Genomic DNA, 23638 nt, shown 5'->3' with positions numbered 1-23638 from the left:
GGCGCCGGTTCAACGGCCATCGGCTCACACGCCCGCTCCTGACGTGCATCCGTCAAGCTGGCCCGCTATCGCGATGCGGATCGCCGCGCCATGATGACGACGAGAGTTAGTTTGGCCATGGCCAGCCTCTTTCGCTGAGGAACATCTCAGCCCCGACCTACAAGGGTGATGGCGCAACGCGCAGGTCGTGATCAGTTTCGGAGGGCCGTCCGTGAACCAAGTCACGGCGCGCGCGCGGGTCGACCTGCATGGCAGCTAGCCCTGACGGGCGACCGCCAACGATGGACCTCAAAGCCCTCTCACATTGTCGGCTAAGGCTTCGCTTCACGCCTGACGTGGAACAGGTAGGTCTCGCTAAAATAGACCTCGACCGCCTCGCACTCGGCGTGAAGGGCCAGCAATTCGCGAGCGCGCGTCAAGGCCTCCAAGTCATTCTCGCAGAGAGCCGGCTCGAAGCGTGTCCCCTCGCCGCCGTCGCGGAGATAGATGGTGTAGGTCTTGAGCACAGCGTCCCCCGACACCCATTGCGGGGTGTGGTCCTGCGCGCACCTTGATCGAGATCAAGTTTCCCCCCGCAGGCGAGGGGCTTGCTAGAGGCGCTTTTGCCACTTCGCCGCCGGCCTAGAAGCGTCCGCCCTAGCCGACAGTTGCGCGCCCATCCGCCGGGGCGTCCTCCTGAGCGGAGGCGGCCAGCCTGCGGGTGTCTCGGCATACGATCAGCGTGTTGCCGACGTCGCCATCCATCACCGGGATCATCGACGGCGAGAAGCCCGAAAGTCTCAGCGCCCTGACGATCCACTGGGCCGGCCAGGACGTAGGGGTGTCGGCCACGTTCCAGACAATGACGCCGCCAGGTCTCATCGCCTTGGCGAGCAGGGCTCCGATGTCGCTGGTGAGCATCGCGTCGGGAATCTTCACGCCTCGGAAGACGTCGACGGCGATGGCGTCCCACTGTCCTGACGTCGACCGAAGGAACGCCATGGCGTCGGCCTTGACGCACTTGACGGTCGAGGGGAGGTGAAACCACCGGCGAGCGATATCGAAGGCGGTCTGCCAGTTGTCGACGGCCGTGACCTTTGCGCCGCGACGGCTGAGCAGGGTCGCCAGCGCACCACCCGCCGTCCCGAGCAGGAGGACACTGGCGGGGCTGGCCAAGGCGTCGTCCATCGCGGCCACATAGTCGAGCAGGTTGTCGCCGGCGACATCCACGTGCGTATAGAGGGCGCCATCTTCGTAGTAGAGCCTGGCGCCGGTGTCCTTCAGCTCGACGACCCGAACGCGTCGGTCGCCCTCGTCATGTTCGACCAGCACCTTCATCTTGAACCTGGTCCCCGCCGATAGCGTGAGTGATGTAGGGCTCCGCGACCGTTGAGCGCTGATACCTTTTCAGGCGGCAAGGATCGGAAGGTCGTCCAGCGGGAGCGCCCGCCCGCCCATGGGAAGGGTCTGCAATCGACAGACGCCGGCCCCGGTGACGAACGGCGCCTTGGCGGCGACGCAGGCGAGCAGCTCAGCGTGACTTCGCACATTGGTCACACCAGGCCAGATCTGCTTGCGCTTGTAGAGGTCAAAGCGATCGGCGAACCGGCGCAGGGCGGCCAGCCGAACCCTGGGCTCAGCCTCCGGCAGGACCAAGGTCACGCTGGAGACGGCATGCAGCGGCAATTTCTCGATCTCGAATCCTGGATCGTTTGTCTGGAGGTCGATGTTGGCGACGTACTTGGACAACATCGTCCGAATGTCGGTAAGCGCTCCAAAGGCAGGGTCTCGCGGCGTGTCATAGACGGTGGCCGTGAACTGCTTTTGGTGTGCGGCGGGCAGCATCGACAAGGCGCTTTCATAGGCTTGGCGTTGAGCCGGTCGGATGATGTTGGAGTAGCAGACCGGTAGAAAGAGCATGTTCTTGGCGCCCTCAACCAGGTAGCGCAGGGCCACGATCACGCAGTCGGCGTCAAAGGTCGCTGTGTCCGTCGGCATATGCACAGCGCCCTCCACCAGACTGAGATGGGTATGGGCCCGGCCGGGCGTGGAACTCACCACGTCGCCGGTGAAGATTTGCCGCGGGACGAAATAGACGCCCTGAAGACCCTCCAGCGCCGGCAGCGGCCTTTCGACGGTCGCGGCGGCCTCCGGCCCGGTCAGCGGCGGCGCCGGTGAGTCTGCGAGGATTGCCTCAGGTTCCATGGCCGCTGCGTCGGGTGTGGAGACCCGGGTCAAGCGCCCGCCTGTCGGCAGAAGGGCGGGGGTCTTGAGGGCTTGGACCAGAGCCTCAGTGTCGAGGGCCGCGAACGCCGTGGCAGCCTCGACAGGCCCCTCAAACAACAGAAGCGCAACGTCGCCGCCCAGGCCCGTCCCGAACAGCTTGGTTTGCAGATCGTCGGCCATCTGCGCCAATTCCCGCAAATCCATCTCTTCGGCGCGCGGATCGGTCAGAAGAAAGGAATAGTGGGTGAGTGGCTGGAACAGCCTCGGCCAGAGCCACCGCGATTCCAGATAGGACCCAGAGAATCTTGAGACGAGCGGGCCAAGCGCAGCTGGCGATAGTTTGACGCGGGTCGCATCCACCGCCACCCGCAAGCAAGCCACCGCGGTCATGTGCGAAATCCTCCAGGCGAACCTGACCCCACACTACCGTTGAGGTTGTCAGATCGCCAAGAACCCCGTCCACGGTGGAGGTGATATCGCATGGTCGAAGTCACCTCAGTCTACGGGCGCCATCGCCAGCGCCGCCTCATCCAGGGCGGCCTCCATGGCGAGCAGCAGCTTGGCGGCGTCGATGGGCTTGGCGACCAGGCCATTCATGCCAGCCTGCCGATAGGCCAACAGATGGTGGGCCATGACGTTGGCGGTCAGGGCGAGGATGGGCGTTCGCGGGCCGCCTTGCCGGGCCTCCTCCTGGCGAATTGTCCGGGTCGCGGTCAGCCCATCCATCACCGGCATCTGGGCGTCCATGAGGATCAGGTCCCAATTGGCCGTCCGCCAGGCGCTCACGGCTTCCTCGCCGTCATTGACGACCACGGGGTTCAGGCCCGCCTGCTGAAGGATCGTTTGGATGACGATCTGGTTCACGGGATTGTCTTCGGCGACGAGGATGCGGAGCGCCCCAGGGTCGGCAAAGTCGGCTTCGTCGGTCCTAGCCTCCTGAGCGGCGCTCTGCGGGCCTTCCAGCCGAGCCAATGGGAGCCTGGCCGTGAAGGTCGAGCCCACACCCTCTTCGCTCTCCACGCTCACATCGCCGCCCATCAGACGGGCGAGTTCGCGGGAAATCGCCAGGCCCAGGACCGACTTGACCAGGGCCCCGATGGCCGTCCCGGTTGATCCCGTGTCGCCAGGGCGCATCGCGGCGTCATCTGGAAGGAACTGCGCGGTCTCCGGGATGGCGAGGATTCGCTCATAGAGCGCGTCCAGCGCGAGCGGAACGGCCCCCTGCATCAGGGGGCGTAGCCCTCGAAGCGCCGCGACGTCGTCGGCGCCGAGCCGCATGAAGTCGAGGCGTTGGCTGATGCTGAATTGCGAGGCCATGCGCCTTCGTCTCCGACCACCTAGTGTTCATCCCTGGGGTCTGACGAAGCTCGCGCATAGTTAACCAGCCATTAGCCGAGCCGGTGAGCCGCCCGGCCTACGTGGCCTTTGCGACATATGGCCGCGACGGTTGGCGATTGCGGCCCATTGCATGACTGCCTCAGGTTGTTGTTGGCCTGAGGCAGTCATGAGCGGGCGCATCCGTCGTGAGGAAACGCCGCGCGGAAATTACATGAGGGTGAAGACACGACAAGGGTGTGCCAATCTGGGTGCTTCGATCAGACAGACGTCAACCTCGCCAGACGTAGGACGATTGTGCTGACAGAAGGCGCGGCCGCCCCCTCGGCTGGCGGGAAGCCGCGCCACGATCCTGCCGATCAACACCCCGAAGAGGCCAGACGAGGATATTCTAACACTCCACGAGCGCGCATGCTAAAGCACAGACTTGTCGAGGTCTTGCAACTATGGACACGATTTCAATAGACGTGTCCGCACACGACATCGTCGAGACTGTGCGCAGCTCGATCCTTGTCCTGAGCGAAGATTTTTACGTCACCGCCGCCAATCGAGCCTTCTACGCTACGTTTGACGTCACGCCTGAGGACACAATAGGCCGGGTCATCTATGATCTCGGGAACGGATACCTGAACATTCCGCCCCTGCGCCGTCTCCTGGAAACGGTGATTCCGGAACATGAGGTGATCGAGGCCTTCGAGATCGAGCAGGATTTCGAGGGCATCGGCCGGCGTTGCTTCGTGCTCAATGCGCGCAAGGTCTATCGCGCGGAGAACAAGACCTCGTTCCTGCTGCTGGTGTTCGACGACATCACCGCGGTGAAGGACGCCCATCGCCTGAGCGAGCTAAACTGGCGCATTGCCGAGAGCGTCGTCGACACGGTCCGAGACCCGCTCGTCGTCCTCGAACTCGACATGACCGTCGTCTCGGCCAGCCGCGCGTTCCTCAAGCTCTTCAACCTGACGAGTGAAGAGATCGTCGGCCGTCGTCTACGTGACCTCGACCAGGGACAGTGGGATGTCGCCGCGCTTCGGGAGCTGTTGGAGCATGTGGTTCCCGATAGCGCAGCGATCAGCGGCTTCGAGGTGGAAGACGATTTTCCCAGACTCGGCCGTCGAATCTTCAAGCTGAACGCCCGCGAGATCTATCGCACGGGCAACGAGGTCGGCCGCCTGCTGGTCGCTTTCGAGGACGTCACGGAGGCGCGCCTCTTGGAGCGCCATAAGGACATCCTGGCGGCGGAGCTGGCGCACCGCATCAAGAACAGCCTGCAGATCATCGGGTCCTTCGTCGCCTTCGAACTGCGCGACGCACCTGAGCCCTGTGTCGAGGGCTACCAGTCCATGCAGACGCGTATCGGCGCGATCGCGCAATTGTACGACCTGATATCCCGTTCGGCGGCGTTCGGGCCGGTTCAAGTCGGGGAGTACCTCGAAGGAATCGCGGCCACGCTAAGCTCAAGCCTGCTCGGCGAGACCTCGAAGATCCACATACGCGTCGAGGCCGAGCCGCTGGCGGTGACCGCCGAGCACGCCGTGACGCTAGGCCTGATCGTCAACGAACTCGCCACCAACGCCGTAAAGTACGCCTTTCCAACTGGCGAAGGGCAGATCGCGCTCGGCTTCGGGCATCGTGACGGCGAGGTGGTCCTCACCGTCAGCGATGACGGCATCGGTCTCGCCGCTGCACTAGCCCAAAGCACTGGATCGAATATGGGCTCGCGCTTTGTGGACGCCTTCACGCGGCAACTCGGCGGGACCTTGGCGAAGGCTTCGGGCGAAAATGGTTCGACGGTCACGGTGCGACTGCCGACCACGATCTTGGCTCAACTCTAGCGACCGCAGGGCGCCCAAGGCGACCGCCACCTGGTGGCGCTCGGTCGCCAGCTTGTGCATTGCAAGAGAGGCCACGTTGTCGAAACATCCGAGGTCAAGCTCGCGCACGGAACAGTCTTGGATCCGGCTGGTGTCGATACCCATTTCGGCCATGGCCACCGCGGCTGCCGGATCCCACGATCGGAGACTGAGCTCCGCGCAACGCGCTATGGTCTGACGCGAAGACGGTGATGGGTGGAGCAAGCTGAATGCGACTTGGATACCCTCACCAAGCCCGGCCCTCTTAATCGGTGTCCGCGATCGCCCGCACGAGGTCCAGGACGGCGCGTCGGCGCTCCCCCTGGCGAATTTCGGCGAAAGCCCGAACCAGATCCAGCGTGCCGGGCTCGCCCATGAGGTGGAGGAGGGCGTCGAAGGGCCGCTGGTCGTCGGCGCTCTCGCCAACCAACTCGGGTATCGTCGTGTCGAGCGCTCGGGCCATTCTGGCTAGCATTGAGATGCTGATGCGATTGGTGGCGCGTTCGTACTTCTGCACCTGTTGGAACGTCACGCCGATCGCATCACCGAGCGCGCCCTGCGAGAGCTTCCGCGCCTGTCGGAGCAATCGCACTCGCGTGCCGACGACAACATCGACGGGGTCCGGCCCGACCTTGATCTCGTCCATGTGTCGCTCCACCCAGGCGCCAGGAATGTGGTCGCCTAGAACTATCGCGCGGTCTTGGCCAATCCAAAACTAACGCTCTGGCGGTCTCGTTGCGAACGTCACATCCTGCGCCAGAGCTTGGCGCGCAAGATCGCGCCAGTAGCGGGCGAGGTAGAGAAACCTGGCGCGCATGTCGGGTGAGCAGGACTGATTGGCCCGCGCCTCCAGTTCATCGGCTTTGATGAGGCACTCTGTCAAAGTCCGCATCGCGGCGGCCTAGCAGAATTGGCCTTAATGATCACCTCAAGCTTGGCCTGTAGCCGGTCCACCGGGACCCGTCGCCTGGAGCGTGCGCTGGCGTCGCCAATCGTTAGTGGGATGGCTCGTTGCCGGGTTCGCGCATGGTTCGACGCCGTAGCTCCGAGAAGAGTGCCTCGGGGTCAGCGCCAAGCGCCTCTGCGAACGCGATGAATTCCACGACATCGATGCGCCGTTCGCCGCGCTCGAAGTAGGAGACAAAGGGCTGCGGCCCTCCAAGGCGAAGTGCAAGTTCCACCTGCATGACGCCCGGGTCCTTGCGGGCGGCGACCAGTATTTCGAGCAGGGACGCATATGCACCGGTGAAGGCCGACTTGGTCATAAGCTGGAACCGCGAAACCAGCTGCGACATATGTTACTTATATATTCCAATGTTGCAGGCGCGGTTGGGTCACCAGTCTTAAGCCTATCACCAACACGATTCCGGAGACGCACCCAACTGCACGCCAGAGCACCCCTCTGGATGTAACGCGGCGCGGGCAGGCTCGGTTTGCCTGTTGACGTTCTTGGTCTGTTCTCGGCCTGGGCGGCCGTCAAGGTGACCCGGAGGGCTTGGGCGCTCTGGCGATAGGCGAGGTTGGGGCGAGCGCCACGCCAGTCGGCGCCAGTTCAGGATGGTCCAGCGCCGGTAGGGTGAGGGCCAGCCAGTCGAAGATCCGCTGATAGAAGTCAGCGATGTTGGCGGGGCTGGCCAGCACATGGCCCTCGCCCCAATAGGTGACCATCTGAGCGTCCTTGCCTTGCCGGTAGAGGGCTGAGAACAGCTCCTGGCTCTGGGCGATGTTCTCCTCGTCGGTCTCGCCGTGGATCAGCAGCACCGAGGCGGTGATCCTGTCGGCGGCGAAGATGTTGCTGTTGCGCAGGTAGCGCTGTGGATCGGCCCAGGGCGGGGCGTGCATGGAAAACTGGCCCTGTTCCACCATGCCGGCCGTGGTCGCCGAGCCGTAGCCGTCTTGCGCGACCACCCACCGGTGCAGGCTGAAGGCGCCCCAGCGCGAGACCAGGTCGTGGGCCCCGGCCACGGCAATCACAGTCCTGAACCTGGGGCTCTGTTCGGCCGCGGCGATGGCGATCAGGCCGCCGAAACTGTGGCCCCAGAGGCCGATACGGTCAGGATCGACCGCGCCGGTGGCGATCGCCGCATCGACCACCGACAGGATCTGATCGGCCACCCCAGCCGTGGGTTCGAGGACCGAGGCGTCATAGGGCAGGCTCGGCGTGAGCACGGCATAGCCCTGGGCCGCCAGCAGTTGCGGGTTCATATGCGGGCTGAGCCCGCCCACCTCGTACTGGGCCAGCGGGCTTGGGAACACCCGGCCGCGATAGGGGATCACCACCAGCGGCAGGCGGTTGGCGCTGAGTTTTGGCGGCAGATAGAGCCAGCTTGTCAGCGGCTCTTCCTTGAGGCCGCGATGATGGATCCCCACGACCCGCGCGGGGGTGACGTCGGCCATCCCCCGGTTGATCTCCAGGACGGTGGTCGCGGCGCCGGTTGCGGAGACCAGCACCAGGCGCCGCACGCCGCTCTCGCCGCGAACCAGCAGCGCCAGGTGGCGGCGGCTGACGGCGAGGGGCTGGGCGCCGGGCGGGATGGCGACCGGGAACGTCGGGCTCGGGCCGTTCCACCAGGTCAGGCCTGTCTGGCCGATGGTGGCGATCCAGTCCCTTGGGAGCTGCGGATTGCTCGCCAGGCGGCTCCCCGGCTCCGGCTCGGGCGAGACCAGAACGAAGTGGTCGGTGTCGTGGGTCAGCCGTTGGTGTTGGCCCTCGCGATCGATACGCCAGATCCCGCCATCGGCTGGGACCAGCAGGTGGTCCGGGCCGACGGCGCCGAGATTTCGGGTGGGCGCGGCGAGACCGGCCGTCAGGTTGATGGGTCCGGTTGAGTTGAGGCGATACCAGTCCGTCCGGCCGCCGGCGGGACGGGCCCAGACGATTGGGTCTTCGCCCATCCAGTCGACCCGAGGGCGCGGCGTCCGCTCCCAGGCGGTCTCGTCGACCTGCAGGGCCAGGCCGGCGGGCAGGAGAGGGCGGTTTGTGCCCGTTGAGGCGCCGACCCGCATCAAAGCCCGGCCGTCGCCGTCAGGTCCCGGCGTCGCCACCAGCAGCTCATCTTCGGTTGGCGACCAGCTCAGCACGCCCAGGGATATGGCGCAGCCGGGACAGGGCGAGGTGACCTGTCCATCGCGGAGATCGAGAAGGGTCAGGCTGCGGTGGCGCGTGGGGAAGGCGGTGTAGAGGCGGTCGGCGGCCCTGGGCTGTAGGTCCGCGCCCTCGGCGATCAAGGCGGCGTATCGCCCACTTGCGGATATGGCGAGGTCGACGAACTCTCCCGTGGCCAAGGTCGAGATGCGGGTGTTTTGGGCGTCGATCCGTAGGAGTCGGCCGGGTTTGTCGCGTGGCCGCACCCCGAGGAACCGGCCGCTGCCGATCGTGGTCACCGCCGGGGTCTTGCCCGAGGCGGTGGCGGCGTCGAGGGTGGCGCGCCGGCCATTGGCCTCCCAGCCAATCGCCAGCTGGCGTGGAAGGTCTCCGGTCGGCCGGGCGATCAGCAGCAACTCGGTCGTTGAGCGCCAGCCCGCGACAGGGCCATGGTTGGCGAGCTCGGGGGTGACCCCGAGCCAGCGGACGCTGCGGGTGGCGAGCGTCGCCAGGCCGGCCTCGAAGCTGTGGCCGCGTAGGCGGTAGACGAGCATTCTCTGGCCGTCCGGCGCGATGGGCCCCGCCAGAAAGCCAGCGTCGGCCTGTTGCGGGAACAGGCTGACGGCCGGCCCGGGCGCCTTGAGATCGACCCGCAGCAGCTCGGTCAGCAGCAGCGGGGTCTGCTGATTGTAATCGAACCGCGCCGCCGTGCGCCAAGGCCGCCGGTGCTCGATGATCGCCCACCGCTCGGTGGGATCGAAGACCACGCGCCCGAAGGCCTCGGTGCTCAGCAGGTCCTCGACGGTGTAGGGCCTCGCGTTCGCCATCGATCCGCAGAACGTGAGTAGCAGGGCGCACAGCGCCGAGAGACGTCGCATTGAAGTTCCGATCCGAGGAGAGGTTAGGTCGCTACCAGCGCTTGGTGAGCTGGAGGGACGCGACGCGGCCCAGGGGATCAGCGTTGGTCGGATCGAAGCCGATATAGTTCGGGGAATCGTAGAACGGCGGATCGGTGTCGAAGAGGTTCTGCACCGACGCCGCCAGGGTCAGGCCCTCAAGGCGCTTGCCCGTCGGTGTCCAGCGGACCTGGAGGTCGGCGGTGGTCCAACTGTCGATCTTGCGACCGGTTTCGGCGCGATAGTCGTCCACATAGTTGAGGGTGAAGGTCGCGCCGAGGGTGTCGCGGGTCCAGTTGAGCGCCGCCCGGGCCCGCAGATCAACGGGATAGCTGGCGATGCCGACCCGCTGCAGAGTCGACGAGGTCGGGGTCAGCTGCTGCTGATAGTCGAACAGGTAAGAGCCGCTGATGCCCAAGTCGAAGCGGTTGTCGCCGAGGTCGAACCTGTAGGCCGCCGAAAGGTCCAGGCCCCTGACGTGCAGGGTGCTGGTATTGACATAGCGGGTGTCGACCACCGCGCCGAAGGCGTTGGCGGGATAGAGCCCCGGGGTCGTATAGGCCGGATCGTTCAATAGGCTCTGGACATAGGCCAGGTCGGCCGGATTGGCTGGATTGAGCAGGCGCACGAACGGCGCGAAGGCCGGCTCCGTCAGGGCGGCGTTGGCGTTCTGGCTGACCGGCCGGTCGATCTGGTTGGTGAAATTGGTGTCGAAGACCGTCGCGCTCAGCTTGAGGCCCGGCACGGCCTGCGGCTCATAGTCAAAGCCCGCCGTCCAGGACTTGGCCGTCTCGGGCTTCAGGTCGAGATTGCCGCCGGTCAGGGTCAGGGACAGCACCCGGGCCGCCCCCTTCAGATACTGAACATTGCTGATGGCCGGCGCGGCATAGACCTCCGTCAAGGTCGGCGCCCGGAAGGACGTGCCATAGGTCGCCCGAAGCCGAAGGCCGGTGGCTGGCGACCACATGACCCCGACCTTGGGATTGGTGGTGGTTCCCGCGTCGTCATAGTGTTCGACACGGGCCGCCAGCGAGACCTCCAGGGCCTGGATGCCTGGTCGGGCGTTGTTCGGGCCCACCAGCGGGATCCGGGCCTCGGCGAAGCCCGCGACGATGTTGCGCTCGGAGGTGGGGCGGGTGGTCAGGGTCGGGGCCACCGACGCCTGGAAGTTGGAGGTGACCTGATCGAAGGTCTCCCGCCTGCCGTGGACACCCACAGCCAGGCGAAGGTCGCCGCCCGGCAGGGTCACGACCTTGCCATCGGCCTGGGCGTTGAAGGAGGCGACCTGGCTTTCATAGCGCTGGCGGCTGTAACCGCTGCCGATGAAGTCCAGCACCGCGCGGCTATTGGCTTGACCCGAACCGTAGGGATTGAAGAAGCCGTCCACCGAGGTCTTGAAGGGGGTGGCGGAATTGTCGGCCGTGGCGCCCACCGCTTCGCGCAGGAACAGGCTGTTGAGGTTGTGGTCGGTGGCCGAGCGCACCAGCTCCCGGGCAAAGGCGAGATAGGCCTCGCCCTTCCAGTCGCCCCAGAGCTTGGCGTCCAGGCCGGCCGAGACCCCCAGGCTCTCGCTGCTCCCCGAGGCGATGCTGGGGCCGAGATCGCCGTTGAACGAATAGTAGATCTGGTTGCTGCGCGCGCCGTTGGGCGACACGAAATAGGGGTTGTTGTCGGCCACCGTGATCGAGGCGCTGGGCGACAGCGAGGCGTAGCTGAAGGTGCGGCGGCTGTAGCGCACATCGCCGCTGGCCTCGATCCGGTCGCCCAGCTCCTGGCCGAAACTGGCATAGAGGCTGTGGCGGTCCTGATCCGGCAGCAGGTCCTGGCCCGCCCGGGGCTCCTGCAGGTTGACCACGCCGCGGATGAAGCTGCTCGGGAGCAGGGGACTCACGCCCGCCGGAATGCCCCAGGTCGGGGTCGCGGCGTTGGTCACCGGGTCAACGAGGACGATGTTGCCAGGGCTGGAGATGTTGGTGCGGCGGTCCGTACCGCCCAGGGACCGAAGATCGGCCGATTGCGTATAGGATCGGTCGGCGAAGGCCAGGGCGTTGCGCTGGTAGTACTCATAGGAGATCAGCGCCCGACCCGTGCTCCAGGCCTTGCCGAAGGTCTGGGCGAACTGGGTTTCCGCCGCCCCCCCCTGGGCCGCGCCAAATCGCGCCCGGGTCTCGGCGCCGTCGAAGTCGCGCCGTAGGATGATGTTCACCACCCCGCCCACGGCGTCTGAGCCATAGAGGGCCGAGGCGCCGTCCAGCAGGACGTCGACCCGCTGCACCGCCGCGGTGGGGATCGCCGAGACGTCGGCGAAGTCGCCCTTGCCGCCGGTGCCGGCCATCCGGCGGCCGTTGACCAGCACCAGGGTGGCGTCGGCCCCCAGGCCCCGAAGATTGACAGCCGTGGCGCGGCCGGCGTTCTGCGAGGTGACGTCGACCCCCGTGGTCAGCACCGCCGGGTTCGCCGACCCGGAAAAGTTCTGCGGCAGGTTGGAGAGCGTGTCGGCCACCGTCGCGCGGCCCTGCCGATCGATCTCGTCGCGGTCGAGGCTGACCACCGGGGCCGGCCCCGGGCCGACCCCCCGGATGTGGGAGCCGGTGACGACCACCTCGTCGAGCATGGTGGGCGCGGCCTGGGCGACCTCGGCCTGGAGGGTCTGTTCGCTGTTGGCGATCAGGCCAATGCGCAGGACGATGACGCCGGGCCGGCTTTGCTGGGCGGTGATGCCGGCTCTGTCCAGGAGACGCGCCAGGGCGGCCTTGGCCGTGAAGGCCCCGGAGAGACCCTCGCTGCGCCGTCCCCTGACGACGTCGGGGGTGTAGAGGAGCTGGACATGGGCCTGGGCGGCATAGGCCGTCAGCACGCTCTCTAGCGCGCCGCCGGCGATGGCGAAGGTCAGCACCGGTTCGGCGGGCGCTGAGATCGCAGCGGGCGCCGCCGCCAGAAGGGCCAGCAGGCTGGCCGAGCCCCAGGCCCATCGCCGTGCCGCGGATTTAGACTTCATATTGAACGCTCCCCAATTCGCGCGGCCGTCGGCGCTTGGCGCTCAAGACGGTCGCTATTGGGTAAGAAGCACCGCAGGGGAGGGGTCACCCTGACGAGGCTAGCAAAAACAGTCTTGAATTGTCTTTGAGAAATCTCACACCCAAGAGTTGGGTGAACCTAGCCTTTCGGCGTCAGTCGGATCTCGCTGTCCTCGGGCTCGACGGTCAGTTCGAACAGGTCGCGGACCGCGGCCACGAAGGCCTCGGTGTCGCCGACGTCGAACACGCCGTTCACCGGCACCTGCTGCAGGCGCGGGACATCGACCACCACCTTGCGGCGGCTGTAACGGTTCACCTCGGCCACCGCCTGGGCCAGCGGGGTCTCCCGGAAGGTCAGGCGCCCCGCGGTCCAGCTGGTCGTGGCCGCCACATCCACCCGCTTGGGCTGGGCCGCCGTCTCCCCCGGGGACAGGGTTTCTCCAGGCGTGAGGCGCCAAGCCTTCGGCCTATCGGCCTGGGTGACTTCGACAGAGCCTTCGACCAGGGTCACCTTCACCGCGTTTCCGGTCAGCCGGACGTCGAACCGCGTGCCGAGCGCGCGAACCGCCGTCCCGTCGGCGTGGACGATGAAGGGGCGGCTCGTGTCATGGGCGACATCGAAGAAGGCCCGACCCCGGAGAAGTTCAACATCGCGCTCGTGATCGCCTAACCGGACCTTCACGCGGGAGTCGGTGTCCAGCCGCAGGCGCGTGCCGTCCTCCAGGGTGACCAGGCGCTGCTCGCCGACCCCGGTGCGATATTGCCCAGACTGAACGGTGATGATCGAGATGCCGATCGCCAGGATCAGGCCGGCGGCCAGGGCGATGGCGCCGGTCCGGCGCGGGATTGGGCGTCGCCATAGTCCGAGCACCTGCTGGATCGGGGCGCGGCGGCTGAGCGCCTGGGTGACGCCGCGCTGGATGTCCGGGTGGCCTTGCAGTCGCCCGCCGACCTCCCAGAGCGCTTCCATCCGCTCATAGGCCGCGTCATTGGCGGGCACGCGCCGCCAGTCCTGAAAGCGCTCCAGGGCGTTGGTCGTGATCGACAGGGTGTTGAGCTTGGCGAACCAGTCGGCTGCCTCCCGCTCGGCCTGTTCGTCCTCTGATCGCAAGGTCGCCATGGCGCCTTCAGTCCCGCATCCACGCGGCGATCAACGCCAGCGCTTTCGACATCCGGGATTCGACCGCCTTTTCGGACAATCCGCAATGCCTGGCGATCTCGCCATAGGTCATGCCGGCGTAGCGGCTCATCATGAAGGTGTCCCGCAAGGGCTGCGGCAAGGCCTCGACCACCTGCTTGAACAACAGGGCCTGAAGCTGTTCGGCGTCGGTGTAGGGCTCATGACAGCGGCTCACCTCGGCGAGGCGGTCCACCCGGCGACGGTCCCGTCGGGCGCCTCGCGCCTGATTGTAAGCTAGGTTCTCGGCGATCCGAAGCAAGAGGCCTTTCGGATGCCGGACCTCGCCACGAGCCTGGTAGGGGCCGAGCCGGACATAGGTCTCCTGCATCAGGTCCTCGGCCTGTTGCGGATCGAACCGCCGGCGCAGGATTGCCGTCAGCCATCGGGAGTGCCGACGATAGAGCTCTTCGAGCGTCGGACGCTCTTCGACAGGCGCCTCGGCGCCCGGTCCGTCCACAGGTGTCATGGCCCACTCCCTGGTCACCCTGGAGGGGCTGCGGCGCGCCGCGACTGGAACATCCTGCGGTGATCAGGCGAATCCACACGCAAGCTCGCGCCCCCGTCGAAACGGTTGCGAGCCTGGCGCCAGCCGACAAGGCGGGGCGATGACGTGAACGCTGCACAGGGGATTCCAAGCCCCTACCGAAGCTCTCGCCGCGGCGGGGGAAGTCTGAATCAATTGGAATGGCCGCGCAAGCCGCCGCGGAAAATGGGGTCGGGCGTTGGAATCCTCAGCAGGTGAGGCCCGTGATTTCGGAGGTCCGACCGCTGCCGCGCAATGGCGAACCATCGCCCCCCGGCTCCAGATCGGCTCCTATGGTCGGCGCCCGAGCGCCCAGGTCTAAGGGGCCTGAAGTCGTTGGACAAGCAATGGGCGGGACCTGTGCAGCGCATTGGTCGCTGGGATGGGAGTCGAACGCTGCTCAAGTCTTGCGTTGGATGCTGTCGATGAGGGCGTCGTAGAAGACCGGGGTGTCGACGTCCCTGCCGTGAAGAACGCTTCCCATAACGCATCCTCCTCCTGACGGCTCAGGGGCAATGATGCGCCATCAGAGGCTGGGACTGCACACCTAGGAGCCCGTCCGAGCAATCCACTCGACGGCTGGGGTGAAGCTTGATCCACTCTTTCTATGAGCAAGACGTTTCGATGATGGATGTGGACCAGGGGTGGCTGTTGCCGCCGTCGGTTCATGAGTTCGTGCCGGCGGGTCACCTGGCGCACTTTGTGCGGGACACGGTGCGCTGGGGCTGGACCTTTCGGCGATCCTTGGGGCCTACGAGGTGGACCGGGGCCAGCCGCCGTATCATCCGGGAATGATGGTTGCGCTGTTGCTGTATGGCTACAGTCGCGGAGTCTACTCGTAGCGACGTTTAGCCTACATCATCCGCTCCGACAACGACGACGCCAGCTCCGTCGATCCGCAAATAGGGAACGCACCTATCGGAGGAGGCCGCGCGCCGTGGACGGGTTAAAGAAGCAGCCGATGGCGGAGACGGCGAAGGGCCTGCTTGCGGATAAGGGCTGGTTGCCTGAGCTTCTGCGGACCGAGCCGCTGGCGGTTGAGCCGGTCGCTCAAGCTGCCGAGTAGGGATCGCGTCTTGAAGGGCCGCCTGTGGCGCTTTTCCTCGCCGGAGGCCCGAGGACCGCCCGCCACAGGCGGCCGGTCGTGTCCCGCCCATACGTGAGCTCGGCGCGCTATATCCGACGAAATTCCACCCGGTCCCGGCCAGCGATCAGATGAGCCTCCAGGCCGACATCTCGCCACGCCGCGCATTGGACGTGGGAGGTCTCAGGAGAGGAGTCGTTGGCCCACCACTGCGGGCGCTCGGCGCTCTTGGGCAACATGGCCCCCACAATCCGCTCGATCTCGACGAACGTGAGCTCAAAGCGTTCCACCCTCTGGCGTCGAAGGTATCTCTTCAGTGGATCGTACTTGCCCATCGCGAACACTATGCACGCTCGCCACAAGGCGGCAAGCGCCGCACTTGGGCCAGGGGACCACGGATGCACCGAGCGCCTGGACATCGTGCCGGCGCAACTTCGGGTGCTGGTGGTCCGGCAGCCGAAGTACGCCTGCCGGACCTGCGAGGAATTGGTCGTGCAGGGTTTACCGGTCAGCCGTACCTTCTTCGCACGCCGCTCAAATCTCAACATGCTGTCCTGCGCCGGCGGCAGACCCGCGACCAATTGCCTTGATCGCCCGCACCATGGCGTCGCCGCGCTGAAGCAATCGATCAGCTAGGGCGATCACGAGGGGATTTGGGGTGGCAAACGGAGCTACCTCTCGGAGCCGAGCGGCGATCACCACTTCGACGCCGACGCCGCCTCGCAGGCAGGCACTGACGTAGCCGACTGCAGTAGAACGGCTGATGCCGGCCCAGCAGTGAATGAGCAGCGCGGAGCGTCGGTCCCACGTTTCGAGGAAGGCGAGCAGCGAGATCAGATGGGCTTCGTTCGGAGCGACGAGTCCGTCCGACGGTGTGGCTATGTCGTTGAACGCCAGATGCAATCGCCTGCCGGGTGGTAGGGCAAGCTCAGGCGGGCTGGCGCCAGGCGATAGTAAACTGATGACGTGGGTCGGCGACCGTGTCTGGACCACGCCCTCGACGGCGCTGAGGGGACAAACGATGATCGTCATCGAATCAGCACCGCTGCGGCGCCCAACAAGAACCCAACTTCGAAAAGCTGTTCGACAGCGCCCAGCACGTCGCCCGTGTGGCCGCCGACCAGCCTGCGGGCCTGCACCACGATGGCCGCGGCGAGAACCGACCCCGCCACAACACCCGCCAAGGCGACCAACGGGGGTAGAAAAATGAACGGCCACACCGCCAGCAACACACCAAGGGCAGCTTCGCCCGTGCTAACGCCGCGCGGCACAGGCTTCCACTTTCCCGCCCGGCCAGCGACGGCGTACGGGGTCAGGCGTATGGCCACGACTGCCGCAGCGCGGGCGAGGCCGTGGGCGGCGACCAGGACGACGGCCGCCTTGAACGCCGGCATTCCGGCCAATGCGGCGACCTTCAGCGCCAGGGACAGGACGATCGCCAGGGCGCCATAGGTCCCGATGCGGCTGTCCTTCATGATCTCCAGACGCCGCTCAGACGTCTCGCCGCCGCCCAGGCCGTCGGCGGTATCGATCAGGCCGTCCTCATGGAAGCCGCCGGTAATCAGCACGCCCGTCGCGATCGCTAACAGCGCGGCAATCCAGGGGTTCCAGAGGTGGGCGGCCCCTATCAGGATCAGGGCCGAGAGTGCGCCCACCATCTGGCCGACCAGAGGGAAGTAGCGGGCGCTGCGGGTGGTCCAGTCAGGGTTGAAGTGGCCGAGCTTGGGCACGGGCAGACGCGTTAAGAACTGTACGGCGCACAGGAACAGCTGGACCTGCCTGCGCACCGTCAGAGCCGCCCGGCCAGCACGTCATCCAAGCTGGCCACCTCTGTCAGCAGCGCGCATGCGGCCCGCGTCAGCGGAAGGGCTAGCAGCGCGCCGGTGCCCTCGCCAAGCCTAAGGTCGAGATCGAGTAGCGGCCTAGCGTCCATCGCTGCCAGCATCAGGCCATGCCCGCGCTCGGCGGACCGGTGGCTGAAGACGCAGTAGTCCCGCACCGCGGGCTGCAGCCGTATCGCGGTCAAGGCCGCTGACCCGCAGATGAAGCCATCGATCAAGACAGGTCGGCCGGACGCCGCCGCGCCTATCAGTGCGCCCACCATCATGGCGATCTCCAGCCCGCCGAACTCTGCAAGGACACCGAGGGGCGCCGTAGCGGCTGAGCGCGCCGCGGCTTGCTCCAGAACCGTGCGCTTGCGGGCGAGGCCAGCCGCATCATGACCAGCGCCGACGCCGACGCAGTCGCCGAGCGGCGCTGGGCCGAGACGGTGCAGGATCAGGGCAGCTGAGGCGCTGTTGCCGATGCCCATCTCGCCCAGCAGCAGGATATCGGCGTCTTGGGTCGCCTGGCCCCCGATCTCGGCGCCACGGGCCAGCGCGGTTTGCACTTCGGCTCGGGTCAGCGCTGGCTCCACGGCGGCATTGCGCGTCCCGGCCCGGACCTTGGCAGCGATCAAACTGGGGTGCTCGGACAACGTCGCCGCCACGCCTGCATCCACCACCGTGACCGTAGCCCCCACGGCCTTTGCGAAGGCGTTGGCGCTGGCCTTGCCGGCCAGGAGCGTAGCGACCATCGCCTGGGTCACCTCGGAGGGATAGCTGGAAACGCCGGCTTGGGTCAGGCCGTGATCGCCCGCGAATACCAGCAATCTGGCTCGAACCGCCTGCGGCGTGACGCTGCCGGCGATCAGCGCCAGTTGCACGGCCAAGTCTTCGATGCGGCCTAGGGAGCCGGATGGCTTGGCCTTGCCGTCGATCAGGGCGCGCAGGCCGCGTTCGGCGGCGCGATCAAGGGGAGGGACAATAGGCAGGGTCATGATGGGGCCTCCAGGCCGGCCAGCCGAGCCAAGGCCGGAATGTCGAGACTGACTTCGAGTACGGCGGCAATCTCGTTCAGCGCTCTATCGATGGCGATGCCGTGATCAACGGCGTGGAACGTGGCGCCGAGCTGAGCCAGCAGGGCAGCCCGCGCGGGGCCAGCGCCGAACAGGCCATGGACGTAGCAACCGGCCACCCGCCCATCAGCGGATATGGAGCCATCGACCGCCCCGTCCTCGAAGATCAGCAGCGGGCGTAACAGACCGGCGCCTTCGGTGCGGCCGACATGCATCTCGTAGCCCTTGAAGTTGGCGTTGTCCGCCGTCAGCCGTCCCTTCACCGGGCGCAGGATCTTTTCGCTGGTCAGCACGGTCTCGACATCCAGCAGGCCGAGCCCCTCCGCTTCGCCCGCCACCCCCTCGATTCCATCGGGATCGATGATCCGACGGCCCAGCATCTGATAACCCCCGCAGACGCCCAGCACCCGGCCCCCACGGCGTACATGGGCGGCCAGGTCGATGTCCCAGCCCTGCGCGCGCAGGAACGCCAGATCGGCCAGGGTCGCCTTGGTTCCCGGTAGGATGACCAGATCCGTGTCTCCCGGCAGCGGCTGCCCGGGCGGAACGAAGCCGAACTCCACCTGCGGCTCGGCCCGCAGCGGGTCGAAGTCATCGAAGTTGGCGATACGCGACAGCATGGGCACCACGATCTTCACCTGACCGCTCTCGCGTCCGGCGCCGCGTTCGAGCACCACGGCGTCTTCCGCCGGCAGGCTGCGCGCCGCGGTCAGCCAGGGCGCCATGCCCAGGTCCGGCCAGCCGGTGCGCCGCACGATCTCGGCGCGGCCATCCTGGAAGAGGCTGGGGTCGCCGCGGAACTTGTTGATGAGAAAGCCCCGGATCATGGCCCGGTCGCCCTCATCCAGCACCGCATGGGCGCCGACCAGGGCGGCGATCACATGCCCCCGATCGATGTCGCCCACCAGCACCACGGGCACGTCGGCGGCGCGGGCGAAGCCCATGTTGGCGATGTCGCCCTTGCGCAGGTTGATCTCGGCGGGGCTGCCGGCGCCCTCGACGATCACCAGGTCCGCTTCGGCTTCCAGGGTGCGGAAGCTATGCAATACGGTGTCCAGCAGGGATGCCTTGCGTTCCTGGTAGCCGAGCGCTTTCCAGGTTCCTTGCATCTTGCCCAGCACCACGAGTTGGGCGCCGATGTCACTCTGGGGCTTCAGCAGGACGGGGTTCATATGGACGGTGGGCGCTACGCGGCAGGCCAGGGCCTGCAAGGCCTGGGCGCGCCCGATCTCGCCCCCATCCGCAGTTACCGCCGCGTTGTTGGACATGTTCTGGGGTTTGAAGGGCCTCACTCGCAGCCCTCGGTTGGCGAACAGCCGACAAAGCCCGGCCACCAGCACCGACTTGCCAACGTCGGACCCGCAGCCTTGGATCATCAGCGCGGCCAAGCGACACCCCCCAGAAGAAACGCTGTCGCCAGCAACACGCAGGCGCGCAGATAGAGACCTAGGCCGCGCCTGAGATCGTCAGCCCCAGGAGGCAGGCCATCACCAAACACCGGCCGATCGTGCGCCACCCCGTCATAGGTCGCCGACCCGCCAAGTCGAACATCGAGCGCACCGGCCATCGCAGCCTCCGGCCAACCGGCGTTGGGCGAGGTATGCTTGTCGGCATCGCGCCACATGACCCTCCAACCGCGATGACCGACCAGCGCTATCAAGGCGCCGGCGATCCGCGCGGGGATCAGGTTCATCAAGTCGTCCGTCCGCGCCGCTGCCCAGCCGAAACGCCGCCACCGAGGCTCCATGTGGCCTATCAGGCTGTCGGCGGTGTTGACCGCCTTGTAGGCGAACAGGCCAGGCAGGCCGGCGACCAAGAACCAGAACAGGGGCGCCACGACCCCGTCGTTCAAGCTTTCGGCCAGGCTCTCCAGGGCGGCGGCGGCGACACCGGCCTCATCAAGGCTTTCCACATCACGCCCCACGATCCGCCCCACCGCCAGGCGGGCTTCGGCGATGTCGCCCGCGTCTAACGGGCGGGTGACGGCAGAGACGTGATCATAGAGGCTGCGGCTGGCCAGCCCGAAAGCGCCAAGCCCCGCGATGACTGCCGCGGCGAAGGGCAGGGGCGCCAACAGACGCTCAATGCCGACCCCCGCGAGCGCGGCGGCGCCTGCTACGATCGCCACCACCGCCACGCCCAGTAGGAGCCGGATCCCTGGCGACCACGCTGGCCGGTTCCAGGCACGCTCGAGGCCTGTAATCGCACCACCTGCCCAAGCTACCGGATGTGGCAGGCGGGCATGGAGCCGCTCAGGGTAGCCGACCAGCCCTTCCAGCGCCCCGGCGGCGAGTACGATCCACGGATCAACCAATGCGCCCGACCACCTCGATCAGGGCCCCGGCCGCGCCCTCGGCCAGCCGCGCCTCGACCCCGTAGGCCTGCGCCAGAACCTCGGGACGAAGGGCGTCGCGGGGCGCGCCGTCGGCCAGCACGGCGCCGCGGGCCAGAACCAGGACCCGGTCCGCCATGCGCGCGGCCAGGGTCAGGTCATGCAGGGTCACGATCACCCCGGCGCCCCGGCTCGCCAGAGCACGGAACAGGGCGACAGCATCAAGCTGATGGCCGGGATCGAGGCCGGACAGGGGTTCGTCGGCCAACAGCCACTGTGGACGGCCGGCAAGGGCCCGCGCGATCAGCACCCGCGCGCGCTCGCCGCCGGACAGGCTGGTCACCGGGCGATCGGCAAAGACGGCGACCTCAGCCTGTCGCATGGCGTCGTCCACCGCCTCACGATCCTCCGTCGTCAGACCACGGGCGCCGAGGAAGGGGGTGCGGCCCAGACCAACCAGGGTACGCACGTCGACCGCCCAGACGATCTCTGGCGTCTGTTCGAGCAGGGCGACGTGGCGGGCGCGCTCGCGCGGAGCCATGGATAGCAATGGCTCGCCGCCCAGCCTTGTCTCGCCACGCTCAGGTCTGCGCAACCCGGCCAGGCAGGTCAGCAACGTCGATTTTCCGGCGCCGTTGGGGCCGACGAGCGCGGTCACCGCACCCGGTTTGAAGCTGAGGGTCAGGCCGCCGATGATGGAAACGCCGCCGATGCTGACGGCGATGTCAATCGCGCCGAGGGTGCTCATGCCATTCTCCGTCGCATCGAGAGCAGCAGCACGAAGAAGAAGGGGCCGCCCAGCGCGGCCATTGCCACACCCAGCTTCACCTCTCCCGCTGAAGGGGTCATGCGCACCACGATGTCGGCGACCAACACGATCAGCGCGCCGCCTATGGCGCTGGGCAGCAGCAGGGCGCCTGGTCGCGAGCCAACGAACGGCCGCAACAGATGCGGTGTCACCAGGCCCACGAAGCCGATGACCCCGGTAACCGCGACGCTGGCCCCGGCGGCCAGGGCGATCCCGATCGCCAAAAGCCATCGGGTCGCGCCCATGTTGACGCCCAGGGATCGGGCCCCGGTCTCGCCCAGGGTCAGGGCGTCGAGCGCCCGACCGGTCAGGAGCAGCAGCCCACAGCCGACGACGATGAAGGGCGTCGCCAATTTCAGGTCGTCGATGCTACGGTCGGCCAGCGAGCCCATAAGCCAATTGACGATCTCGCTTACAGCCCAGGGGTTGGGGGCCAGGCTCAGCGCCAGCGAGACGCCCGCAGCGGCTACCGTGTTGAGGATTACGCCGGCCAGGACGAAGGTGATGGTGCTGGAAGCCGAGCCGGACAGCGCCATCAGCAACAGCACGCCGATCAGCGCGCCGCTCATCGCGCCTGTCGCCAACACCCAACTCTGCGCCGCGCCAGCCCCGAGATAGAGAGTCAGAACCGCCCCCAGGGCGCCCATGGCTGAGACGCCCAAGACGCCGGGGTCGGCCAAGGGGTTGCGGGTGTAGCCCTGCATCGCCGCCCCGGACATGCCCAGCGCCGCCCCCACAACTATGGCCAGGATCGTGCGCGGTAGGCGCAGTTCAAAGACGATGGTCCAGCGCGGGTCGCCGCGGTCCACCCAGGCGCTGAACGGCGCAAAGACCCGCCCGGACATCAGACTGAGTAGCGCCAGCAACACCACGAGCAGGATCAAGCCCGCGATCAGCGCGGGCTTCGGAACGGCTTTCATGAGCGCAGCTCTAGCGCTTCGCTGCGGGCCTTGGCGAGCATCTGCGCCGTCTCGATCAGCACCGGTCCGCCGCAGTACATCAGCCTCTGCGGGAAGACGGCCCGGTGCATCCGCCCCGATATGGCCCTCAGCGCCGGGTGGGTTAGGACCCGGTCGGCCCAAGTGGGGACGCCTGGCTTGGGCTGGCCGGCCAACAGCACGTCGGGCGGGTCGGCGATCAGGCGTTCCAGCGGCACGTTGCCCGTGGCCTTCAGGCCATAACGGGTGGCAGCGTTGATGAAGCCGGCTTCGCGCATCATTTCGTCGACCAGGGTGCCCTTGGCGGAGGCAAAGCCGTTGGACTGGTAGACGAGCGCGGTCAGCGCCCGGGCGCCCGGCGGCGGCGCGGCGGCGGCGATGGCGGCCCGGATACGGGCGACCAGTTCCGCGCCCCGCGCCGGCCTGTCGATCACCGCGGCCATGTGGACGACCTGGGCCAGGCTCGCTTCGACCGTGCTGGGCACGTCGAACAGCTCGGCACGTACGCCCAACCGCTTCAGCGCAGCTCTGGTGGCGGGCGACGAATGGCGACCGGTGAGCACCAGGTCGGGGAGCAGGGCGACCACCTCCTCGGCGCTCTCGTAGGTGAAGGGGAAGGTCCGGGCGAGGTCGGCGATGCTGGAGCTGTCGCGGTCGCGAGAATAGTGGCTGAGCGCGGCGATCTGAGCGCGGTCCGCCAGCTGGACCAGGATGGCGTCAAGGCAGGGGTTCAGCGACACCACCCGGCGTGGTTCGTGGGCGGACACGACCTCGGCGCCATGGACCCCGTTGCCGTGGATGATCATGGCCGCACCCGCCGCCAGACCGATGGCTGCGTCGCGCCGGGTCAGGGGCGGGTTCAAAAATCGATCCCCCGCTGCGCCTTGATGCCCGCCTCAAAGGGGTGCTTCACCAGCTTCATATCAGTGACCAGATCGGCGATCTCTATAAGCTCAGGCTTGGCGTTGCGCCCGGTGATGCAGACGTGCTTGTCGCGCGGCCGGGCCTTCAGGGCCTCCACCACCTCGTGGATGTCCAGATAGTCGTAGCGCAGGGCGATGTTCAGCTCGTCCAGCAGCACGAAATTCAGGTCCGGGTCGGCCAGCATTTCCAGCGATTTGGTCCAGGCGGCCCGGGCGGCGGCGATGTCTCGGCTCCGGTCCTGGGTGTCCCAGGTGAACCCCTCGCCCATGATTTCGTAGCGGACCTGATCAGGGAATTTCCGGAAGAACTGCCGCTCGCCGGTAATCCACTTGCCCTTGATGTATTGCACGATCCCCACCTTCTGGCCCCAGCCCAGGGCGCGTGCCACCATGCCGAAGCCGGCGGTGGACTTGCCCTTGCCGTCGCCGGTGTGAACCAGCAGCAGGCTTGGCGCGTCGATCTTTTCGGCCATCATCGCGTCACGCTCCGCCTTGAGGGCTTTCATTGCCTCGGTGTGACGGCGGTTGGCCTCGGCTTCGGTGTCGACTTCATCGGGGGTCATGGA

At 66.9% G+C, this 23638-nt stretch carries 21 protein-coding genes and 2 pseudogenes; 3 read left to right on the top strand and 20 right to left on the bottom strand.

Annotated elements, in window-relative coordinates; all coding sequences use genetic code 11:
• Positions 1-311 precede the first annotated feature (311 nt).
• From ACO06I_RS06830 to ACO06I_RS06815, 4 genes are all read right to left on the bottom strand, one after another.
• Positions 312-506: a hypothetical protein gene (locus ACO06I_RS06830; protein ID WP_421931830.1), complete on the bottom strand. Its 195-nt coding sequence runs from the start codon at positions 504-506 to the stop codon at positions 312-314.
• Between the two features lie 130 nt (positions 507-636).
• Positions 637-1317 carry a spermidine synthase gene (locus tag ACO06I_RS06825; protein ID WP_421931829.1) on the bottom strand — a complete coding sequence of 227 codons (681 nt, stop codon included), beginning with the start codon at positions 1315-1317 and terminating at the stop codon, positions 637-639.
• A 69-nt stretch (positions 1318-1386) separates the two neighbouring features.
• Entirely contained in the window at positions 1387-2595 is a 1209-nt protein-coding gene (locus ACO06I_RS06820) for a hypothetical protein (RefSeq protein ID WP_421931828.1), read from the bottom strand.
• Positions 2596-2700: 105 nt separating this feature from the next.
• On the bottom strand, positions 2701-3522 hold the full coding sequence (locus ACO06I_RS06815) for a response regulator (RefSeq protein WP_421931827.1): 822 nt from the start codon (positions 3520-3522) through the stop codon (positions 2701-2703).
• A 464-nt stretch (positions 3523-3986) separates the two neighbouring features.
• On the opposite strand from ACO06I_RS06815, the gene ACO06I_RS06810 reads away from it, so the two are divergent.
• Entirely contained in the window at positions 3987-5372 is a 1386-nt protein-coding gene (locus ACO06I_RS06810) for a sensor histidine kinase (protein ID WP_421931826.1), read from the top strand.
• A gap of 283 nt (positions 5373-5655) precedes the next feature.
• On the opposite strand, the gene ACO06I_RS06805 is transcribed toward ACO06I_RS06810, so the two are convergent.
• The 6 genes from ACO06I_RS06805 to ACO06I_RS06780 all read right to left on the bottom strand — a co-directional run bounded on the left by ACO06I_RS06805 (position 5656) and on the right by ACO06I_RS06780 (position 14025).
• Positions 5656-6036: a helix-turn-helix domain-containing protein gene (locus ACO06I_RS06805; protein ID WP_421931825.1), complete on the bottom strand. Its 381-nt coding sequence runs from the start codon at positions 6034-6036 to the stop codon at positions 5656-5658.
• A gap of 349 nt (positions 6037-6385) precedes the next feature.
• On the bottom strand, positions 6386-6685 hold the full coding sequence (locus ACO06I_RS06800) for a helix-turn-helix domain-containing protein (protein ID WP_421931824.1): 300 nt from the start codon (positions 6683-6685) through the stop codon (positions 6386-6388).
• A 181-nt stretch (positions 6686-6866) separates the two neighbouring features.
• Positions 6867-9302 carry an alpha/beta hydrolase family protein gene (locus tag ACO06I_RS06795; RefSeq protein ID WP_421931823.1) on the bottom strand — a complete coding sequence of 812 codons (2436 nt, stop codon included), beginning with the start codon at positions 9300-9302 and terminating at the stop codon, positions 6867-6869.
• Positions 9303-9384: 82 nt separating this feature from the next.
• The gene (locus ACO06I_RS06790) at positions 9385-12369 is read right to left on the bottom strand and encodes a TonB-dependent receptor (protein WP_421931822.1); all 2985 of its coding nucleotides are present in this window, start codon (positions 12367-12369) and stop codon (positions 9385-9387) included.
• 158 nt (positions 12370-12527) lie between these two features.
• Positions 12528-13508: a FecR family protein gene (locus ACO06I_RS06785; protein ID WP_421931821.1), complete on the bottom strand. Its 981-nt coding sequence runs from the start codon at positions 13506-13508 to the stop codon at positions 12528-12530.
• 7 nt (positions 13509-13515) lie between these two features.
• A complete protein-coding gene (locus ACO06I_RS06780; RefSeq protein ID WP_421931820.1) occupies positions 13516-14025 on the bottom strand; it encodes an RNA polymerase sigma factor in 510 nt (169 codons plus the stop codon).
• Between the two features lie 673 nt (positions 14026-14698).
• Between ACO06I_RS06780 and ACO06I_RS06775 the strand changes: the two are divergent.
• Positions 14699-14930: pseudogene (locus ACO06I_RS06775) on the top strand (IS5/IS1182 family transposase); the annotation flags it as partial.
• A gap of 334 nt (positions 14931-15264) precedes the next feature.
• Here ACO06I_RS06775 and ACO06I_RS06770 read toward each other — a convergent pair.
• Positions 15265-15510 (bottom strand): DUF7662 domain-containing protein, encoded by a 246-nt coding sequence (locus ACO06I_RS06770; protein WP_421931819.1) that lies wholly within the window; start codon positions 15508-15510, stop codon positions 15265-15267.
• 67 nt (positions 15511-15577) lie between these two features.
• On the opposite strand from ACO06I_RS06770, the pseudogene ACO06I_RS06765 reads away from it, so the two are divergent.
• Positions 15578-15673 (top strand): annotated as a pseudogene (locus ACO06I_RS06765) (IS66 family transposase zinc-finger binding domain-containing protein); the annotation flags it as partial.
• Positions 15674-15709: 36 nt separating this feature from the next.
• Here the strand turns inward: ACO06I_RS06765 and ACO06I_RS06760 are convergent.
• Genes ACO06I_RS06760 through cobO form a run of 9 tightly spaced genes read right to left on the bottom strand, consistent with a single transcriptional unit; the run spans position 15710 to position 23635 of the window.
• Positions 15710-16207, bottom strand: coding sequence for a tyrosine phosphatase family protein (locus ACO06I_RS06760; protein WP_421931818.1), 498 nt, complete (start codon positions 16205-16207; stop codon positions 15710-15712).
• Positions 16204-16962: an adenosylcobinamide-GDP ribazoletransferase gene (gene cobS, locus ACO06I_RS06755; RefSeq protein WP_421931817.1), complete on the bottom strand. Its 759-nt coding sequence runs from the start codon at positions 16960-16962 to the stop codon at positions 16204-16206. Before cobS ends, ACO06I_RS06760 begins: the two co-directional genes overlap by 4 nt.
• Positions 16963-16964: 2 nt before the next feature.
• On the bottom strand, positions 16965-17993 hold the full coding sequence (gene cobT, locus ACO06I_RS06750) for a nicotinate-nucleotide--dimethylbenzimidazole phosphoribosyltransferase (protein ID WP_421931816.1): 1029 nt from the start codon (positions 17991-17993) through the stop codon (positions 16965-16967).
• Positions 17990-19459, bottom strand: coding sequence for a cobyric acid synthase (locus tag ACO06I_RS06745; protein ID WP_421931815.1), 1470 nt, complete (start codon positions 19457-19459; stop codon positions 17990-17992). The genes cobT and ACO06I_RS06745 overlap by 4 nt, the downstream gene beginning before the upstream one ends.
• Positions 19447-20385: an adenosylcobinamide-phosphate synthase CbiB gene (cbiB, locus tag ACO06I_RS06740; RefSeq protein ID WP_421931814.1), complete on the bottom strand. Its 939-nt coding sequence runs from the start codon at positions 20383-20385 to the stop codon at positions 19447-19449. Before cbiB ends, ACO06I_RS06745 begins: the two co-directional genes overlap by 13 nt.
• Entirely contained in the window at positions 20378-21151 is a 774-nt protein-coding gene (locus ACO06I_RS06735; RefSeq protein WP_421931813.1) for an ABC transporter ATP-binding protein, read from the bottom strand. The genes cbiB and ACO06I_RS06735 overlap by 8 nt, the downstream gene beginning before the upstream one ends.
• Positions 21148-22131: a FecCD family ABC transporter permease gene (locus ACO06I_RS06730; RefSeq protein ID WP_421931812.1), complete on the bottom strand. Its 984-nt coding sequence runs from the start codon at positions 22129-22131 to the stop codon at positions 21148-21150. Before ACO06I_RS06730 ends, ACO06I_RS06735 begins: the two co-directional genes overlap by 4 nt.
• Entirely contained in the window at positions 22128-23012 is an 885-nt protein-coding gene (locus tag ACO06I_RS06725; protein ID WP_421931811.1) for an ABC transporter substrate-binding protein, read from the bottom strand. Before ACO06I_RS06725 ends, ACO06I_RS06730 begins: the two co-directional genes overlap by 4 nt.
• The gene (cobO, locus tag ACO06I_RS06720) at positions 23009-23635 is read right to left on the bottom strand and encodes a cob(I)yrinic acid a,c-diamide adenosyltransferase (RefSeq protein ID WP_421931810.1); all 627 of its coding nucleotides are present in this window, start codon (positions 23633-23635) and stop codon (positions 23009-23011) included. Before cobO ends, ACO06I_RS06725 begins: the two co-directional genes overlap by 4 nt.
• Positions 23636-23638: the final 3 nt, after the last annotated feature.

The sequence above is a fragment of the Phenylobacterium sp. genome (assembly GCF_965229015.1).
Lineage (GTDB): Bacteria > Pseudomonadota > Alphaproteobacteria > Caulobacterales > Caulobacteraceae > Phenylobacterium.
The sequence above is the reverse complement of the archived record's forward strand: the minus strand, read 5'-3'. Positions and strand labels throughout refer to the sequence as shown.

What these genes read in the sequence shown, in the direction of transcription:
- ACO06I_RS06825 (WP_421931829.1), bottom strand. Translation starts at nt 1,317, where the DNA reads ATGAAGGTGCTGGTCGAACATGACGAGGGCGACCGACGCGTTCGGGTC.
- ACO06I_RS06820 (WP_421931828.1), bottom strand. Translation starts at nt 2,595, where the DNA reads ATGACCGCGGTGGCTTGCTTGCGGGTGGCGGTGGATGCGACCCGCGTC.
- ACO06I_RS06815 (WP_421931827.1), bottom strand. Translation starts at nt 3,522, where the DNA reads ATGGCCTCGCAATTCAGCATCAGCCAACGCCTCGACTTCATGCGGCTC.
- ACO06I_RS06810 (WP_421931826.1), top strand. Translation starts at nt 3,987, where the DNA reads ATGGACACGATTTCAATAGACGTGTCCGCACACGACATCGTCGAGACT.
- ACO06I_RS06805 (WP_421931825.1), bottom strand. Translation starts at nt 6,036, where the DNA reads ATGGACGAGATCAAGGTCGGGCCGGACCCCGTCGATGTTGTCGTCGGC.
- ACO06I_RS06800 (WP_421931824.1), bottom strand. Translation starts at nt 6,685, where the DNA reads ATGTCGCAGCTGGTTTCGCGGTTCCAGCTTATGACCAAGTCGGCCTTC.
- ACO06I_RS06795 (WP_421931823.1), bottom strand. Translation starts at nt 9,302, where the DNA reads ATGGCGAACGCGAGGCCCTACACCGTCGAGGACCTGCTGAGCACCGAG.
- ACO06I_RS06790 (WP_421931822.1), bottom strand. Translation starts at nt 12,369, where the DNA reads ATGAAGTCTAAATCCGCGGCACGGCGATGGGCCTGGGGCTCGGCCAGC.
- ACO06I_RS06785 (WP_421931821.1), bottom strand. Translation starts at nt 13,508, where the DNA reads ATGGCGACCTTGCGATCAGAGGACGAACAGGCCGAGCGGGAGGCAGCC.
- ACO06I_RS06770 (WP_421931819.1), bottom strand. Translation starts at nt 15,510, where the DNA reads ATGGGCAAGTACGATCCACTGAAGAGATACCTTCGACGCCAGAGGGTG.
- ACO06I_RS06760 (WP_421931818.1), bottom strand. Translation starts at nt 16,207, where the DNA reads ATGACGATCATCGTTTGTCCCCTCAGCGCCGTCGAGGGCGTGGTCCAG.
- cobT (WP_421931816.1), bottom strand. Translation starts at nt 17,993, where the DNA reads ATGACCCTGCCTATTGTCCCTCCCCTTGATCGCGCCGCCGAACGCGGC.
- ACO06I_RS06735 (WP_421931813.1), bottom strand. Translation starts at nt 21,151, where the DNA reads ATGAGCACCCTCGGCGCGATTGACATCGCCGTCAGCATCGGCGGCGTT.
- ACO06I_RS06730 (WP_421931812.1), bottom strand. Translation starts at nt 22,131, where the DNA reads ATGAAAGCCGTTCCGAAGCCCGCGCTGATCGCGGGCTTGATCCTGCTC.
- cobO (WP_421931810.1), bottom strand. Translation starts at nt 23,635, where the DNA reads ATGACCCCCGATGAAGTCGACACCGAAGCCGAGGCCAACCGCCGTCAC.